This is a genomic window from Micromonospora chalcea (assembly GCF_002926165.1).
GTDB classification, from domain to species: Bacteria; Actinomycetota; Actinomycetes; order Mycobacteriales; family Micromonosporaceae; genus Micromonospora; species Micromonospora chalcea.
Genome location: NZ_MAGP01000003.1, coordinates 1 through 16,755, shown reverse-complemented (window position 1 = coordinate 16,755; position 16,755 = coordinate 1). Strand labels below are relative to the sequence as shown.

At 73.1% G+C, this 16,755-nt stretch carries 11 protein-coding genes; 10 read left to right on the top strand and 1 reads right to left on the bottom strand.

Features of this window, described 5'->3' with window-relative positions:
* Nucleotides 1-228 precede the first annotated feature (228 nt).
* From BAW75_RS01765 to BAW75_RS01730, 8 genes are all read left to right on the top strand, one after another.
* Nucleotides 229-2,022, top strand: coding sequence for an HSP90 family protein (locus BAW75_RS01765; RefSeq protein ID WP_104112409.1), 1,794 nt, complete (start codon nucleotides 229-231; stop codon nucleotides 2,020-2,022).
* Nucleotides 2,015-4,861, top strand: a complete 2,847-nt coding sequence (locus tag BAW75_RS01760) for a hypothetical protein (RefSeq protein WP_104112408.1) — start codon at nucleotides 2,015-2,017, stop codon at nucleotides 4,859-4,861. The genes BAW75_RS01765 and BAW75_RS01760 overlap by 8 nt, the downstream gene beginning before the upstream one ends.
* A gap of 58 nt (nucleotides 4,862-4,919) precedes the next feature.
* The gene (locus tag BAW75_RS01755) at nucleotides 4,920-5,534 is read left to right on the top strand and encodes a TetR/AcrR family transcriptional regulator (protein WP_043327636.1); all 615 of its coding nucleotides are present in this window, start codon (nucleotides 4,920-4,922) and stop codon (nucleotides 5,532-5,534) included.
* Nucleotides 5,535-5,611: 77 nt separating this feature from the next.
* Nucleotides 5,612-6,949 (top strand): acetyl-CoA carboxylase biotin carboxylase subunit, encoded by a 1,338-nt coding sequence (locus BAW75_RS01750; protein ID WP_104112410.1) that lies wholly within the window; start codon nucleotides 5,612-5,614, stop codon nucleotides 6,947-6,949.
* A 26-nt stretch (nucleotides 6,950-6,975) separates the two neighbouring features.
* On the top strand, nucleotides 6,976-7,896 hold the full coding sequence (locus BAW75_RS01745) for a hydroxymethylglutaryl-CoA lyase (protein WP_043330791.1): 921 nt from the start codon (nucleotides 6,976-6,978) through the stop codon (nucleotides 7,894-7,896).
* Between the two features lie 187 nt (nucleotides 7,897-8,083).
* Nucleotides 8,084-9,616: an acyl-CoA carboxylase subunit beta gene (locus tag BAW75_RS01740; RefSeq protein ID WP_104112407.1), complete on the top strand. Its 1,533-nt coding sequence runs from the start codon at nucleotides 8,084-8,086 to the stop codon at nucleotides 9,614-9,616.
* A gap of 118 nt (nucleotides 9,617-9,734) precedes the next feature.
* Nucleotides 9,735-10,883, top strand: coding sequence for an acyl-CoA dehydrogenase family protein (locus BAW75_RS01735; protein ID WP_043327634.1), 1,149 nt, complete (start codon nucleotides 9,735-9,737; stop codon nucleotides 10,881-10,883).
* 101 nt (nucleotides 10,884-10,984) lie between these two features.
* Nucleotides 10,985-13,576: an ATP-binding protein gene (locus BAW75_RS01730; protein ID WP_104112406.1), complete on the top strand. Its 2,592-nt coding sequence runs from the start codon at nucleotides 10,985-10,987 to the stop codon at nucleotides 13,574-13,576.
* A gap of 263 nt (nucleotides 13,577-13,839) precedes the next feature.
* Here BAW75_RS01730 and BAW75_RS01725 read toward each other — a convergent pair whose 3' ends face one another.
* The gene (locus BAW75_RS01725; protein WP_043327632.1) at nucleotides 13,840-14,331 is read right to left on the bottom strand and encodes a MarR family winged helix-turn-helix transcriptional regulator; all 492 of its coding nucleotides are present in this window, start codon (nucleotides 14,329-14,331) and stop codon (nucleotides 13,840-13,842) included.
* Nucleotides 14,332-14,432: 101 nt separating this feature from the next.
* On the opposite strand from BAW75_RS01725, the gene BAW75_RS01720 reads away from it, so the two are divergent.
* Nucleotides 14,433-15,014, top strand: a complete 582-nt coding sequence (locus BAW75_RS01720) for a YceI family protein (RefSeq protein WP_043327631.1) — start codon at nucleotides 14,433-14,435, stop codon at nucleotides 15,012-15,014.
* A 253-nt stretch (nucleotides 15,015-15,267) separates the two neighbouring features.
* The gene (locus tag BAW75_RS01715; RefSeq protein ID WP_043327630.1) at nucleotides 15,268-16,746 is read left to right on the top strand and encodes a glutamate-cysteine ligase family protein; all 1,479 of its coding nucleotides are present in this window, start codon (nucleotides 15,268-15,270) and stop codon (nucleotides 16,744-16,746) included.
* Nucleotides 16,747-16,755: the final 9 nt, after the last annotated feature.

Here is a 16,755-nt window from a genome sequence, read left to right as displayed (position 1 = left end):
CCCTCCCCCCGATGCGCGCCCGAATCGCAACCCGCCTCGCTGGCTTCGAACCCCCACCCCGCTGATCTTGCAGTTCGGGCCCTCGACGGGTCCTTTTTGTGCGCCTTCGACCGGGCGGAAAGTGCAAGATCAGCGAGGAGGTGGGTGGGCGGGGGAGGGATGAAACGGGTCGGACACTGTCGGCGCTGACCGGTACGGTGAGCGCCGAAATCCGAACCGGGAGCGCGATTGGACCGCACCTTCCAGGTGGACCTCCGTGGCGTGGTCGACCTGCTCAGTCACCACCTGTACGGCAGCCCGCGCGTCTACGTGCGCGAGCTGCTCCAGAACGCCGTCGACGCGATCACCGCGCGCCGGTCCACCGAGCCGAACGCCCCGGCCCGGGTACGCATCGAGCCCCCGGAGCTGACCGGCGACGGCACCCTGCGCGTGCACGACACCGGCATCGGCCTGACCGAGGCGCAGGTGCACGAGCTGCTCGCCACCATCGGCCGCAGCTCCAAACGCGACGAGCTGGGCTTCTCCCGGCACGAGTTCCTCGGCCAGTTCGGCATCGGGCTGCTCTCCTGCTTCCTGGTCGCCGACGAGATCCGGGTGGTCACCCGGCACGCCGACGAGCCCACGGTGCTCTGGACGGGCTGGTCCGACGGCCGGTACGCGGTGGGGCTCGCCGAGCCGGAGCAGGCCCGCGACGAGCCCGGCACCACAGTGACGCTGGTGCCCCGGCGCGACGCCGACCAGTGGCTCGGCGTACCCACAGTCACCGAGCTGGCCCGCCTCTACGGCAGCCTGCTGCCGGTCGACGTCCGGGTCGGCGACACGCCGACCACCGCCGGGCCGCCGCCGTGGCCCACCACACCCGGCGCGCCGGTCGACCGCGCCGGGCTCCAGCGGTACGCGCAGGAGCTGCTCGGGTTCGTCCCGTTCGACGTGGTGCCGCTGTCGGTGCCCGAGGCCGGCCTCACCGGAGTGGCGTTCATCCTGCCCACCGCGGTGAACCCGGCCGCCCGCGCCGGGCACCGGGTCTACCTCAAGCGGATGCTGCTCAGCGAGCACGCCGACGGGCTGCTGCCCGAGTGGGCCTTCTTCGCCCACTGCGTGGTCGACGCGAGCGAGCTGCGCCCCACCGCGAGCCGCGAGGCGCTCTACGAGGACGCGCTGCTCACCTCCGTCCGGGAGGCGCTCGGCGACCAGATCCGGGGCTGGCTGGTGCGGCTGGCCAAGCACGACCCGCGCCGGCTCGGCGAGTTCCTCCAGGTGCACCACCTCGGCGTCAAGGCGCTCGCGATGCACGACGACGAGATGCTGCGGCTGGTCGACCAGTGGTGGCCGATGGACACCAACGTGGGCACGATGACGCTCGCCGAGTTCCGGCAGCGCCACGGCGTGCTCCGGTACGCCGCCGGCCTGGACGAGTTCCGCCAGCTCGCCGCCGTGGCCGCCGCGCAGGACCTGGCGGTGGTGAACGGCGGCTACACGTACGACACCGAGCTGATCGAGCGATTGCCCACAGTGGATCGATCGGTGCTCATCGAACGGCTGGAGCCCAGCGACCTCACCACCCGCTTCGAGATCCTCGACCCGGCGACCGAGCTGGCCCTGCGGCCGTTCCTGACCGGCGCGCAGCGGGCGCTGGAACGGCTCGGCTGCGAGGTCGTCATCCGGGCGTACGACCCGGTCTCGCTGCCCGCGCTCTACCTGGTGTCCCGCTCGGCCGCGTTCCACGACCAGCTCGCCGCCAGCCGGGACAAGGCCGACGAGCTGTGGGGCGGAGTGCTCGACGCGCTCGCCGCCTCCGCCCCGCCGGACCGCCCGCAACTCGTGCTCAACCACCGCAACCCGCTGGTCCGCCGGGTGACCACGCTCGCCGACCCGGAGCTGGTCGGGCTGGCCGTCGAGGCGCTCTACGGGCAGGCCCTGCTGCTCGGGCACCACCCGATCCGGGCAGCCGACGCCGCGCTGCTGAACAGTTCCTTCCTCGGCCTGCTCGGCCGGGCCGTACCGGGAGTGACCCGTGACTGACGACGACCTCTGGCGCATGCACCACGAGATCGAGACCATGCCGTACGGCCCGGGGCAGATCGCCGCGCTGGAACAACTGCTGCGCCGCGCCGACGCGGGCGACGACCGGCATCTCGCCTTCGCCGCCCGGGTCACCGGCACCACCGCGTACGTCTACGGCGGCGAACCGGCGAAGTCGTTCGTCACGTTCTCCTGGTGCCTGTCCGAGTACGACAAGGATCCGCAGCCCTACCACCAGGGCTACACGCACCAGCTGCTCTGGGCCTTCAAGTACATGGTCAACGCCATGGTGAAGTTCCCGGAGCTGCCGCTGGACCGGACGTACGCGGTGCTCGACGACATGGAGCGGCGCTACCGCGACGCCGGGCACTCGTTGCAGGCGGTCCACAAGCACCGCTACCTGGTCGCCGCGCACGTGGGCGATGAGGACGCGGCGGAGCAGTGGTACCGCAAGTGGATGACCACGCCCCGCGACACGCTCTCCGACTGCGCCGGCTGCGACCCGACCACGCAGGTCGCGCACCTGGTCCGGCTGGGCCGGCACGAGGAGGCGGTGGCGCTCGCCGAGCCGGTGCTCGCCGGCCGGCTGACCTGCAGCGAGCAGCCGCAGGGGATCCTCACCGCGCTGCTCACGCCCTACCGCGAGACCCGCCGGGGCGACGCCGCGCGGGACGCGCACCGGGAGGCGTACCGGCGGCTGCGCGGGCACCTGGCCAACCTGTGGGACGTCGCCGAGCACATCGAGTTCTGCACCGCGACCGGCAACGAGGCCCGCGCGCTGGAGCTGGTCGAGCGGCACCTGGACTGGCTGGACCGGGCACCCACCCCGGCTGCCGCGATGCACTTCGCGGCCGCCGCGTCGGCGGCGCTGCGTCAGGTGCCGGCCGAGCTGACTGTGCACCGTCGCGCCTCCGGTGACCGGCCGGCCGCCGACGTGCCGGTGGGCGCGCTCGCCGACGAGCTGGCCGGTACGGCCACCGGACTGGCCGGGCGCTTCGACGCGCGTAACGGCACCACGCACCAGTCCGCGTTGATCGCCCGGAAGCTGGTGGCCGGGCCGGAGGGCGAGCACCTGCCGCTCTCCGCCAGCGTGCGCCGCCCGGTGGTGCCCGCGCCGCGTACCGCGCCGGACGACCGGGCGACGACCGAGCCGCCGGTCAGCGTGCCCGCCGACGCCGGTGCCGACGAGCTGCTGGCGCTGGCCGAGGAGTGCTGGCGCACCAACTGCCGGGAGGGGCTGGGCACCGTGCTGCGCGCGTACGACGAGCGGTACGGCGACGCCGACCTGCCGCCGGCCACCCGGGCGTGGCGGCTGGAGCTGCGGGCGGGCGAGTTGTCCCAGGAGGACGACGACGGCGTGGCGGTGGCGACCGCTGTCAACCGGGAGGCGCTGGCCGCGTGGCGGGAGGTGCCGGACCCGCTGCGGGCGCAGGTGGTGGCCGGGCGGCTCGGTGTGCTGCTGAGCATGACCGAGGAGAGCGCGGACGAGGGGCTGACGCTGGCCCGGGAGTCGGCCGCGTACCTGGCCGCGCACGGCGAACCGCGGGATCGGGCCGCCGGTTGGGACCGGCTCGCGCTCGCCCACGTGCACCGGGAGCGGTGGGCGGAGGCGCTCGACGCGCTCGACCGCGCCGATGCGGAGGCGGACGCCGATCCGTGGCTGGCCGGGCGGGTCGCGCTGCACCGCACGCACGTGCTGGAGCAGTTGGAGCGGGCCGAGGAGTTCCGGGACGCGGCGGCACGGTCCCGCCGGCTGGCCGGCGAGCTGGGCGACGCCGAGATGCTGACCAGCGCCTGCCTGGCGTACGCCCGCTCGACCGACGATCCGGCCGACGCGGTGGCCGCCTGCGACGAGGCGCTGACTGTCGCCCCGGCCGGCGCCCACCTGCCGCTGCGGGTGACCCGGGGCCGGGCGTTGCTGGCCGCCGACCGGGCCGGCGAGGCGGTGGACGATCTGGCCGAGGCGGTCACGCTCTGCGTCGAGCAGGGGCTGGAGGGCGACGCGCTGCTGCGCTGGGAGCTGGCCGAGGCGTACCGGATGGCCGGCCGGCTGGCCGAGGCCGCCGAGGTGGCCGAGGAGGCGGTGCTCGGGCTGGACCGGGCGGGCGCGCAGGCGGAGGCGGACCGGTGCCGGCACATGCTGTCGGGAATCTACGCGGGGCTCGGTGAGACGGATCTGGCGCTCGCGGTGCTCGACACGTTGGCGGAGAACCTGGACGGGCCGGACAATCTTCCCCGCCGGGCGCAGGTGCTGGAGGAGTCCGGCGGCCTGCTCTACGACGCCGACCGGGACGCGCTGGCCGCGCAGCGGTTCGCGGCGGCGGCCAGCGCGTGGCGGCTGGCCGGATTCCAGGTGGACGAGTTGCGGGCCCGGCGGCGGGAACTCCTCGCCCTGCACTGGTCCGGTGACCTGCCGGCCGCGGTGGCCGCGATCGAGGGGGTGGACGCCGCGGCGGCCGCGGTCTCCGGTCAGCCCGACGAGCCGCCCGTGGTCACGTACGAGCGGGCTATGGCCGCCGACGCGGTCGCCCGGGTGCTGATCGGCGAGGACCGGCTCACCGCCGCGCTGGACCGGCTGGAGGGTGTGCCGGGGCGGCTCCGGTCGATCGAGGCGTTCGGCGAGGCGGCGCAGGTCGAGGTGCTGACCGGCGAGCTGCTGCTGCGCGACGGCCGGCCGGAGCAGGCCGAAGGGCTGCTGCGTCCGGTGCTGGGTGGTCTGCCCACCGGCTCCCGGCCCGCCGCGCATGCCGCCTGGCTGCTGGCCCGCGCGCTCGACGACCAGGGCCGGCCGGCCGAGGCGGCGACGGTCCGCGCCGAGCACGGCATCGAGGAGGACTGAGGCGACTGCCGGGTAACCGCGGCTGCTCTAGATCGACGCCGAGGTCTAGGCTGATCCGGTGGCGGTGGAACAGCAGGCACGGGGGACGGCGGGCACGGCCCGGCGCCGGTCCCGGCGGGACGAGATCCTGGAGATCGCGGTCGGCCTCTTCGCGGCGCGCGGCTACCACGGCGTGTCGATGGACGACATCGGCGCGGCGGCCGGCGTCACCGGGCCGGCTCTCTACCACCACTTCGCCGGCAAGGAGGCGATGCTCGTCGCCGCGCTGGTGCCGGTCAGCGAGGGGCTGCTCGCGGGCGGGCGGGAGCGGGCCGCCGGGCACCCGGACGACCCACGTGGCGCGCTGGAGTCGCTGATCGACTTCCACGTCGAGTTCGCGCTGGCCAACCCGGCGGTGATCGCGCTGCACCTGCACGAGCTGGACCGCCTGCCGGACGAGCCGCGCCGGCGCATTCGCCGGCTTCAGCGGATGTACGTCGAGGAGTGGGTGACGGTGCTGACCGCGCTGCACCCCGGCCTGCCGGACGGCGCGGCCCGGGTGCTCGCCCACGCGGCGTTCGGCCTGATGAACTCGACGCCGTTCCTCGGTGGCGAGGTCGATCGCCGGCGCCGGGCCGAGCTGCTGCGCGGCGCGACGCTCGCGGCCCTGCTCGCGCCCACCGACCCGACCTGACACGCCGCCCGGACCTTAACGCATGTTAAGAAGAGACCCCGGCTTTGCGTCGAGAAGGGGTCACGTCCGTGCAGAAGATGATCGAATCGTTGTTGGTCGCCAACCGGGGGGAGATCGCGCGCCGGATCATCCGTACCGGCAGGCGGCTCGGGATCCGGACGATCGCTGTGCACTCGGAGGCCGACGGCGCGCTGCCGTTCGTGACCGAGGCCGATGAGGCGGTCTGCGTCGGCCCGGCGAACCCGGCGCAGAGCTACCGGAACGTCGAGGCGATCCTCGGGGCCGCCCGCAGCACCGGCGCGCAGGCGATCCACCCCGGCTACGGCTTCCTGTCCGAGAACGCGGACTTCGCCCGTACCGTCGAGGGGTCGGGCCTGATCTGGGTCGGACCCGGCGCGGACGCGATCACCGCGATGGGCGACAAGATCAACGCCCGGAACCTGATGGCGGCGGCCGGGGTGCCGGTCGCGCCCGGCACCACCGAGCCGGCGGCCGACCTGGACGCGGCGGTCGCGGCGGCCGCGGAGATCGGCTACCCGGTGATGGTCAAGGCCGCCGCCGGTGGCGGTGGCATGGGCATGGGCGTGGCCGCCGACGAGGCGGCGCTGCGCACCGAGTACGACAAGGTCCGCGCGTTCGCGGAGCGGATGTTCGGCGACGGCTCGGTGCTGATCGAGCGGTACTTCCCCCGGGTACGCCATGTCGAGGTACAGATTCTCGGCCTGGCCGACGGCCGGGTGGTGGCGCTCGGCGAGCGGGAGTGCTCGGTGCAGCGGCGCAACCAGAAGCTGGTCGAGGAGTCGCCGTCCCCGGCGGTCTCGCCGGAGCTGCGCGAGCGCTTCCTGGCCGCCGCGGTACGGGCCGGCGAGGCGGTGAACTACCGCAACGCGGGCACCGTGGAATGTCTGCTCGATCCTTCGACGCAGGAGTTCTTCTTCCTGGAGATGAACACGCGGCTGCAGGTCGAGCACCCGGTCACCGAGTGCGTCTACGGCGTCGACCTGGTCGAGGAGCAGCTCCGGGTGGCGGCCGGGCTGGCACCGACGTTCGACCCGGACGCGCTCGCCCCGCGCGGCCACGCCATCGAGCTGCGGATCAACGCCGAGGACCCGAAGCGCTTCCTGCCCGGCCCGGGCGCGATCACCACCTGGAACGAGCCGGCCGGCGCCGGCGTACGGGTGGACTCCGGCTACGTCGCCGGCAACACGGTCACGCCGTTCTACGACAGCCTGATGGCCAAGCTGATCGTCAGCGGGGACACCCGCGAGGAGGCGGTCGAGCGGGCCCGGGCGGCGGTCGCCCAGTTCGAGATCGCCGGCCCGAAGTGCAACCTGCCGTTCTTCGCCGAGCTGCTGGAGAACCCGGAGTTCCTCTCCGGCGACTACGACACCGGCATCGTCTCCCGGATGCGCTGACCTTCGACTCGAACGAGGTGAACCTGATGGCGGAACTCCCCGACTCCGTGAGCATCCGTGAGGTCGGTCCCCGGGACGGCCTCCAGAACGAGGAGCCCATCCCCACCGACGCGAAGGTGCGGCTGCTCGACGCGCTGTCCCGTACCGGGGTGCGGCGCATCGAGGCCGTCTCCTTCGTCCACCCCCGGGCGATCCCGCAGATGGCCGACGCCGACGAGGTGTGGCAGCGGGCGGAGAAGGCCGACGGGGTGCGCTACTCCGCGTTGGTGCCGAACACCCGTGGCGCGCAGCGGGCGCTGGCCGCCGGCTTCACCGAGATCGAGGTGGTGGTCTCGGCCAGCGACACGCACAACCGCCGTAACGTCAACCGCTCCACCGACGAGTCGCTGGACGACATCGCCGAGCTGATCGACCTGCTGCACGGCGCGGGCGCGACCGCCGAGGTGATCGTGGCGACCAGCTTCGGCTGCCCCTACGAGGGCGACGTGGACCCCCGCCGGGTCGCCGCGATCGTGGACCGGGTCGCCCGCGACGGCGCGGACCGCGTCGCCTTCGGCGACACCACAGGCATGGGTACGCCCCGGCGCGTCCGCGAACTGGTGACGGCGGTGCGGGACCGCAACGCCCACCTGCCGGTGCTGCTGCACTTCCACAACACCCGGGGTACCGCGCTGGCGAACATGCTCACCGCGATGGAGCTGGGCGTCACCGAGTTCGACGCCAGCGTGGGCGGCCTCGGCGGCTGCCCGTACGCGCCGGGCGCCAGCGGCAACCTGGCCACCGAGGAGGCGGTGCACATGCTGCACGACATGGGCATCGACACCGGCATCGACCTGGACGCCCTGATCGCTGCCGCCGAACTGGCCGAGACCCTGGTGGGCAAGAAACTCCCGTCCGGAGTCCTCCGAGCCGGCCCCCGTACCCGCCTGACCCCCCTCCCCTCCTGACCATTTCGCGCGTTGATCAAGGAGTTTGTGTCCTCATTCGGCCGCGCGGAGGACGCAAACTCCTTGATCACGGGAGTGGATGGGTGGGGGTGCGAGGAGCGGGTCGCCGGAGAGGGCGGCGGTGGGGTAGCCTAACGATCGTTCAGGTCGGTGGCGCCCTGCGCGGGCGGTGGCAACGGGAGTCGGCGTGACGCTCGACGGTGAGGCACTGGAGCAGCTGCGCAAGCGCGCCCGCGCCGGTGGTGCGGACAAGTACCACGCGGCGAACGCCGCGAAGGGCAAGCTGTTCGCCCGGGAGCGGGTGGCGTACCTGGTCGACGAGGGCTCCTTCGTCGAGGACGGGCTCTACGCCAACGCGATGGCCGACGGGCTGCCCGCCGACGGCGTCGTCACCGGCACCGCGACCATCGACGGCCGCCAGGTCTGCCTGATGGCGAACGACTCCACGGTCAAGGCCGGAAGCTGGGGCGCGCGTACCGTCGAGAAGATCATCCGGATCATCGAGCGGGCGTACGCGACCGGCGTGCCGATGGTCTACCTGGTCGACTCGGCCGGGGCCCGGATCACCGACCAGGTCGACCTGTTCCCCGGTCGGCGCGGCGCCGGGAAGATCTTCTGGAACCAGGTCCGCGCCTCCGGCTCGATCCCGCAGGTGTGCGCGCTGTTCGGGCCGAGCGCGGCGGGCGGGGCGTACATCCCGGCGTTCTGCGACGTGGTCGCCATGGTGGACGGCAACGCCAGCATGTACCTCGGCTCCGACCGGATGGTCGAGATGGTCACCGGCGAGAAGACCACGCTGGAGGCGATGGGCGGCGCCAAGGTGCACTGCGCCGAGTCCGGCGTCGGTCACTTCCTCTGCAAGACCGAGAACGACGCGCTCGACGTGGTACGGACCTACCTGTCGTACCTGCCGTCGAACTGGAAGCAGGACCCGCCCGCCGCCGACGCGGTGGACGCGCCGGAGAAGGCCGACCTGGCCGCGCTGGTGCCGGCCAGCGAGCGGCAGGCGTTCGACATGCGCCGGTACGTCAAGGGCCTGCTCGACTCCGGCAGCTTCTTCGAGATCCAGGCGCTGTGGGCCAAGGAGCTGACCATCGGGTTCGGCCGGCTGAACGGCGAGGTCGTCGGCGTGGTCGGCAACAACTCGATGTTCAAGGGCGGCGTGCTCTTCGTCGACTCGGCCGACAAGGCGACCCGGTTCGTGCAGCTCTGCGACGCGTTCAACGTGCCGCTGCTGTTCCTGTCCGACGTGCCCGGCTTCATGGTCGGCAGCGCGGTGGAGAAGCAGGGGATCATCAGGCACGGTGCGAAGATGATCACGGCGATCTCCGAGGCGACCGTACCCAAGATCTGTGTGGTGGTCCGCAAGGCGTACGGCGCGGGTCTCTACGCGATGGCCGGCCCCGGCTTCGAGCCGGACGCCACGATCGCGCTGCCCACCGCGAAGATCGCGGTGATGGGCGCGGAGGCCGCCGTCAACGCGGTCTACGCCAACAAGATCGCCGCCATCTCCGACGAGGCCGGGCGGGCCGCGTTCGTGGCCGCGAAGCGCGAGGAGTACGAGCGCGACATCGACGTGGTCCGCCTCGCCAGCGAGCTGGTGGTGGACGCGATCGTCGAGCCGCATGAGCTGCGCGCCGAGCTGGTACGCCGGTTCGCCGCCGCGCGCGGCAAGGAGCGGCACTTCTCCCGGCGCCGCCACGGCGTCACCCCCGTCTGACCCGGTAAGGAAGGGCCCCCTCTTAACGCCTGGTGCATGTAAAGGGGCCCCTCCTAACGCTTCAGCCGCTCACGGCGTCACGAGCGCCCGGCGGCCCGCCCTTTCCAGGAGGATCGACATGGACTTCCGGCTCGACGAGGAGCAGCAGGCGCTGCGGGAGAGCGTCCGGGAATTCGCCCGCGAGGTGGTCGCGCCCACCATCGCCGAGCACTACGAGCAGCACACCTTCCCGTACGAGATCGTCCGTCAGATGGGCAAGATGGGCCTGTTCGGGCTGCCGTTCGCGGAGGAGCACGGCGGTATGGGCGGCGACTACTTCGCGCTCTGCCTGGCCCTGGAGGAGCTGGCCCGGGTCGACTCCAGCGTGGCGATCACGCTGGAGGCCGCGGTGTCGCTCGGCGCGATGCCGATCTACCGGTTCGGCACCGAGGAGCAGAAGGCGCAGTGGTTGCCGAAGCTGCTCAGCGGTGAGGCGCTGGCCGGGTTCGGGCTCACCGAGCCGGGCACCGGGTCGGACGCGGGCGGCACCCGGACGCGGGCGGTCCTGGACGGCGACGAGTGGGTGATCAACGGCTCGAAGGCGTTCATCACCAACTCCGGCACCGACATCACCGCGCTGGTCACCGTCACCGCAGTCACCGGTACGCGGCCGGACGGCGGCAAGGAACTGTCCACGATCATCGTGCCGTCCGGTACGCCCGGCTTCACCGTCGCGCCCGGCTACTCGAAGGTCGGCTGGACCGCGTCGGACACGCACGAGCTGACGTTCGACGACTGCCGGGTGCCGGCGGCCAACCTGCTCGGCGAGCGCGGCCGGGGCTTCGCCCAGTTCCTGCGCATCCTGGACGAGGGCCGGATCGCCATCGCGGCGCTCGCCGTCGGCCTGGCCCAGGGCTGCGTGGACGAGTCGATCAAGTACGCCAAGGAGCGCCAGGCGTTCGGTCAGCCGATCGGCAACTACCAGGCCATCCAGTTCAAGATCGCGGACATGGAGATGAAGGCGCACACCGCCCGGCTGGCCTACTACGACGCCGCCGCGCGGATGCTCGCCGGTGAGCCGTTCAAGCGCCAGGCGGCGATCGCCAAGCTGCACGCGAGCACCGTCGCGGTGGACAACGCCCGCGAGGCGACGCAGATCCACGGCGGGTACGGCTTCATGAACGAGTACCCGGTGGCGCGCTTCTGGCGCGATTCCAAGATCCTGGAGATCGGTGAGGGCACCAGCGAGGTGCAGCGCATGATCATCGCCCGCGACCTCGGCATGTGAGAGGCGCACTCGTCCGCGTCCTGTCGGATAACGGCAGGGGACGGTCGGGTGGGTGACGATGGGCTGTGGAGCGTCGGAGTCGATCCGTACTCTTCGTGCCCATGACTCCGGATCATGACGGTGCGCGGAGCCCAGGCGGTCGCACCGGTCTGTCCGATCTGTTGCGCGGGCACCGGCTCGCCGCCGGCCTGACCCAGGCCGAGCTGGCGGGCCGGGCCGGCGTGGGCGTGCGGACGGTCCGCGATCTGGAGCGAGGGCGGGCCGTCCGCCCTCAGCGCACCACAGTGGACCTGCTGGCCGACGCGCTCGGCCTGGCCGGTGACGACCGGCGGGAGTTCGTCGCCACCGCCCGGCCCACGCCGGCCCGGCCCGGACCCCGCCTCCCCGACACCGCAGCCGCCGGACCGTCGGCCGTGCCGGTCGCGTTGCCCCAGCCCGTACCCCTGGTGGGCCGCGACCGGGACGTGGCCGAGGTGTCCGGCCTGCTCGACGCCCACCCGGTGGTGAGCCTGGTCGGGCTCGCCGGGGTCGGCAAGACCGCGCTCGCCGTCACTGTCGCGCACGCGGTGGCGGCCCGGCACCCGGGCGGTGTCAGCGGGGTGCTGGTCGGGGAGGGCTCGGACGTCGCCGACGTGCTCGCCGCGTCCGCGTCGGTGTTCGGTGTGAACCGGCTGGCCGACCTCGCCTGCCGGCTCGACGGCCGGCCGGCGTTGCTGGTCGTCGACGCGGTCGACCGGGCACCCGAGCCGGTGGCCGGGGCGCTTCGCGCCCTGACCGCCGCCGCGCCGGATCTCCGGGTGCTGGTGACCGGCCGCCGCCCGGTCGGGTTGCCCGGCGAGCTGGTCCGCCCGGTCGCGCCGCTCGACGTGCCACCGGCGGACGCCGCGCCCGCCGACCGGGCCGACCTGGATCGCTGGCCCGCTGCGGCGCTGTTCGCCGCCCGCCTCGCCCAGGCCCGCCGCGAACCACCCACGGCGGCCGAGCTGCCGGCGCTCGCCGCGCTGGTACGCCGCCTCGGCGGGCTGCCGCTGGCGATCGAGCTGATGGCGGCGCGGGGACGCATCCTCGACGTCACCGAACTGCTCGACCGCTACGGCGACCGCGTGCTGGACCTGACCGGCGCCCATCCCGGGTGGGAGCCCGCCGCCGACCGATCGGCCGGCACGGTGACGCTGCGCGAGGCGGTGGCCAGCAGCTACCACCTGCTCGCGCCCGCCGACCGGGCCGCGTTGCGGCGGCTCTCCGCGTTCCGTAACCGCTGGTCTGTCGAGCTGGCCGAGGAGCTGCTCGCCGGGAGGCTGCTCGCCGGGGAGCTGCTCGCCGGTAACGGCGAGCGGTGGGACGCGGCGCCGATGCTGGACCGGCTGCGCGAGCTGGGCCTGCTCAGCGTCCGGGGCGCCGGCCCGTTCCGGTTCCGGTTGCTGGACGCGGTCCGTGACTTCGCGGCCGAGCAGGCCGACGTCGAGGGCGAGACCGCCGGGATCCGGCTCCGGCACGCCGCGGTGATCGCCAGGTTCGTCCACCGCACCGCGCCCGGGCTGGTGGGCGCACAGTTGTCCGGCGCGGTACGCCTGCTCGACGAGGCGACGAGCGACATCACCGCCGCCCTCGCGTACGCCGCCGAGCACGCGCCGGAGACGGCGCTGCTGCTGGCCGCGTCGCTGCCCCGGTGGTGGCGGCTGCGCGGGCGGGACGTCTCCGGCCGGCGCTGGCTGCGGCGGCTGCTGGCCGATCCGCGTACCGCCGGCACCCGGTCCACGCTGCGGGCCTGGGCGATGCTCGGCGCGGCCCGGCTGGCCGCCGAGCACGGCGCGGGCGCGGAGGAGTTGCCGGCCGCCCGGGCCGCGCTCGCCATCTTCGCCGAGGCGGGTGACGTGATCGGGGAGCTGTCGGCCCGGTCCGTTCTCTGCGTGCTGCTGCGCGGGCTCGGTGCGCACGACGAGGCCCGTGAGCAGGCCGAGGCCGCGCTGGCGACGGCCACCCGCCACGGCCGGGTACGCGAGATGGCCGTTGCCCAGTCGCACCTCACCTGGCACGACGTACGCGCGGCGCGGCTGGCCGACGCCCGGCGGCGGCTGGCCACCGTGGACCGCCTGGCGGCGCAGTGCGGCGACCGGCGCCTGCGCCTGCTGGCGCGGGCCGATCAGGCCGAGCTGACCCGTCTGGAGGGCCGGTACGCGGAGGCGGTCGAGCAGGGCCGCCGGGTGGCGACCGCGCTCGCCGAGCTGGGCGATCCCCGCCGACAGCGACGGACGGTCGGCAAGGTCGCGCTGGCGCTCGCCGGCCAGGGCCGGGGCGACGAGGCGCTGGCCGCGGCCGCCGAGCTGTGGCCCTCGGGTGCGGTGCCGGGCCAGCGTCGGCCGCCGGTCATGGAGAGCCTGAATCCACCCGGCGCGGTGGCGGACGCACGCGCCGAGGACGCGCTGCGCGGGCTGATCGAGGGGCACGTGGCGCTGCGCCGGGGGGACCGGGAACTGGCGGTGGAGTGGTTCGCGGCGGCGGCCGACGCGGCGGCGGGCGGCGCGGGCCGGCGCGACCTGGTCGAGGCGCTCGTGGGGCTGGCGGTCAGCAGCGGGGACCCGGCCGTGCTCGACCGCCTGGACGCCGCTCGGCGGGCCACCGGCGTCAGCCTGCTGCCGCAGGAGGAGGAACTGCTCTTCTCCCTGGCGGCCCGGCGTCAGAAGGCACGCTGACCAGCGGCTGCGTGCGCCAGGAGGCGGAGGGCGCGGGGGTGGCGCGAACGAAGTAGCCCCCTGGTGCTGCCCCTCGCTCGACGCTCGCGCCAGCACCCCCCGGTGCCCCCCGCTGCGGGAAGACTACCGATGGGCTGCGAGAGATATGGGGGCTTTTGCGCGCTTTTGCCCGGCTGTTTGAGCGGTTCTGCCGGTCATTCTGCCGGTGACCCGCCGGTATCAATCGACGGATAGTGGAGCTGTGGACCGTCGGCAGTGGACCGTCAGGCGGCGTCCTCGTCCGGCTCGGTGCTGCCGGCCGTGGCGCCCGGGTGGACCGCGTCCCGGACCCGGCGCAGTCCGTCCAGCAGCCCGTCGAGCTGGCTCGGGTCGAGCTGGCCGGTGAACCACTGCTCGATGATCCGCAGGTGGCCGGGAAGGATGGCGTCCAGCCGGCTCAGGCCCGCGGCGGTCACCACCGCGAAGGAGCTGCGGCGGTCGGACGGGCAGGCGCGCCGGCGGATCAGCCCGTCCCGCTCCATCCGGTCCACCACGCGGGTCACGCCGCTGGTGGAGAGCGAGGTCTGCGCCGCCAGGTCGGTCATCCGCAGCTGGTTGTTGGGTGAGCGGGCGAGTCGGGTGAGCACCTCGAACTCGACCGGGGAGAGGCCGTGCTCGTCGAACTGGGCGGCGAACCGGGCGGAGAGCCCGGCGTGCGCCTCGACGAGGAGGCCGACGGCGGTGATCCGGGGATCGTCGAACACGTTCTGGTCCACGCCACCATCCTAGCAACACTTGACACAGGGAATATTGCTGTAGCTATAGTTGCTCAGTCAGTCGTTGGGATACTAAACCGTTTTCCCCGGAGGAGAGCACCATGACCAGCAGCACCGAGGCGACTACCCGCGACTGGGAGGGTCTCACCATCCCCACCCCCGGCACCTATCTTCTGGATGCCGCGCACAAGCGTGTCGGATTCGTGGCCCGGCACATGATGGTCAGCAAGGTACGCGGTGAGTTCGCCGACGCGACCGCCACCATCACCATCGCCGACGACCCGATGCAGTCCACGGTCACCGCCAGCATCCAGGCGGCCAGCATCAACACCGCGCAGGCGGACCGCGACGCGCACCTGCGCAGCCCGGAGTTCCTCGACGTCGAGCAGTACCCGACGCTGGAGTTCCGCAGCACCGAGGTGAAGTCCCGCGACGGCAACGAGTTCGTGCTCGTCGGCGAGCTGACCATCAAGGGCGTGACCCGTCAGGTCGAGCTGGAGGTCGAGTTCGAGGGCGTCGGCCGCAGCCCCTTCGGGCAGGACATCTTCGGCTTCTCCGCCTCCACCGAGATCGACCGCGAGGACTTCGGCCTGACCTGGAACGTGGCGCTGGAGACCGGCGGCGTCCTGGTCGGCCGCAAGGTCAAGATCGAGATCGAGGGTGAGGCCATCCGCCAGGGCTGAGCCCCGGCCAGGCCCGCGGGGCCCGCACCGTCCGCCGACGGTGCGGGCCCTTCCCGTGTACGCGCAGCGGGTGCGAATCGTCACCCGATGTTCTCCGGCCGACCGCGCTGGTGGGCGCGCCGACGGGGTACAGGTGCAGATCTGCCGCCCGTACAGCGGGCTGCGGACGGGGCGCACTTACGCGCACCACGTGAATGGTTCACAATGCGTTGCGGAACGGTACGGTTCCGTCGCACCGGCGTCGGGAGGACACATGGGCAGAGACGTCGACCAGGGCGCCTTCTCCCGCGAGGATCGGGTCCGCTACCGGCAGAAGGTCCGGCGCTGCCTGGACGTCTTCGCACTGATGCTCGACGACTTCGGCTTCGACGCCGACCGGCCGATGACCGGGCTGGAGATCGAGCTGAACCTGATCGACGCCGCCGCCGAACCCGCCATGCGCAACGACCAGATCCTGGCCGACATCGCCGACCCGCTGTTCCAGACCGAGCTGGGGCAGTTCAACCTCGAACTGAACGCCTCGCCCCGGCTGATCGAGGGCAGCGGCTTCGCCGACTACGAGCAGGACCTGCGCAGCAGCCTCAGCCGCGCCGACGAGCGGGCCGCCAAGTCCGACGCGACGATCATGATGGTCGGCATCCTGCCCACGCTCACCGAACGCCACCTGGTCGCCGACAACCTCTCCACGAACGAGCGGTACCGCGTCCTCAACGACCAGATCGTGGGCGCCCGGGGCGAGGACATCGAGCTGGACATCAACGGCGTCGAGCGGCTGCGTACGCACACCGACTCGATCGCGCCGGAGGCCGCCTGCACCAGCCTCCAGTTCCACCTGCAGGTCGCGCCGGACAGCTTCGCCGACTACTGGAACGCGTCCCAGGCGATCGCCGGCGTCCAGGTCGCCGTCGGGGCCAACTCGCCGTTCCTCTACGGCCGGCAGCTCTGGGCGGAGACCCGGATCGCGCTGTTCCAGCAGGCCACCGACACCCGCCCGGACGAGCTGAAGGCCCAGGGAGTACGCCCCCGGGTGTGGTTCGGGGAGCGCTGGATCACCTCGATCTTCGACCTGTTCGAGGAGAACGTCCGCTACTTCCCGCCGCTGCTGCCGATCTGCGAGGACGAGGACCCGGTCGAGGTGCTGCACGCCGGGGGCGTGCCCCAGCTCGGTGAGCTGCGGCTGCACAACGGCACCGTCTACCGCTGGAACCGGCCGGTCTACGACATCATGAACGACCGCCCGCACCTGCGGGTCGAGAACCGGGTGCTGCCCGCCGGCCCGACAGTGGTGGACATGCTCGCCAACGCGGCCTTCTACTTCGGGCTGGCCCGCGGCCTCGCCGAGGCGGACCGTCCCATCTGGAGCCAGCTGACGTTCAGCTCGGCGGAGGAGAACTTCCACGCCGCCGCCCGGCGCGGCATCGAGGCGGTCCTGCACTGGCCGCGCCTCGGCGACGTACCGGTGACCAAGCTCGTCCTCGAGACGCTGCTCCCGGTGGCCGAGCAGGGGCTGGACCGGTTCGGCGTCGCCCCGGCCGAGCGGGACCGCCTGCTGGGCGTGATCGAGGGCCGTTGCCGTACCGGCCGCAACGGCGCGGTCTGGCAGACCGAGACGGTGTGGGCGGCCGAGCGGCACCGCGGCTTGGACCGCGAGGCTGCCCTGCACCACATGGTCAAGCGCTACGCCGAACTCCAGCGCAGCAACGAGCCCGTACACACCTGGCCCGCCGACTAACCCCGCCCC

Excerpts from the sequence above, each read along its gene's own strand:
- BAW75_RS01730 (WP_104112406.1), top strand. The coding sequence starts at position 10,985 with ATGACTCCGGATCATGACGGTGCGCGGAGCCCAGGCGGTCGCACCGGT.
- BAW75_RS01735 (WP_043327634.1), top strand. The coding sequence starts at position 9,735 with ATGGACTTCCGGCTCGACGAGGAGCAGCAGGCGCTGCGGGAGAGCGTC.
- BAW75_RS01720 (WP_043327631.1), top strand. The coding sequence starts at position 14,433 with ATGACCAGCAGCACCGAGGCGACTACCCGCGACTGGGAGGGTCTCACC.
- BAW75_RS01750 (WP_104112410.1), top strand. The coding sequence starts at position 5,612 with ATGATCGAATCGTTGTTGGTCGCCAACCGGGGGGAGATCGCGCGCCGG.
- BAW75_RS01745 (WP_043330791.1), top strand. The coding sequence starts at position 6,976 with ATGGCGGAACTCCCCGACTCCGTGAGCATCCGTGAGGTCGGTCCCCGG.
- BAW75_RS01715 (WP_043327630.1), top strand. The coding sequence starts at position 15,268 with ATGGGCAGAGACGTCGACCAGGGCGCCTTCTCCCGCGAGGATCGGGTC.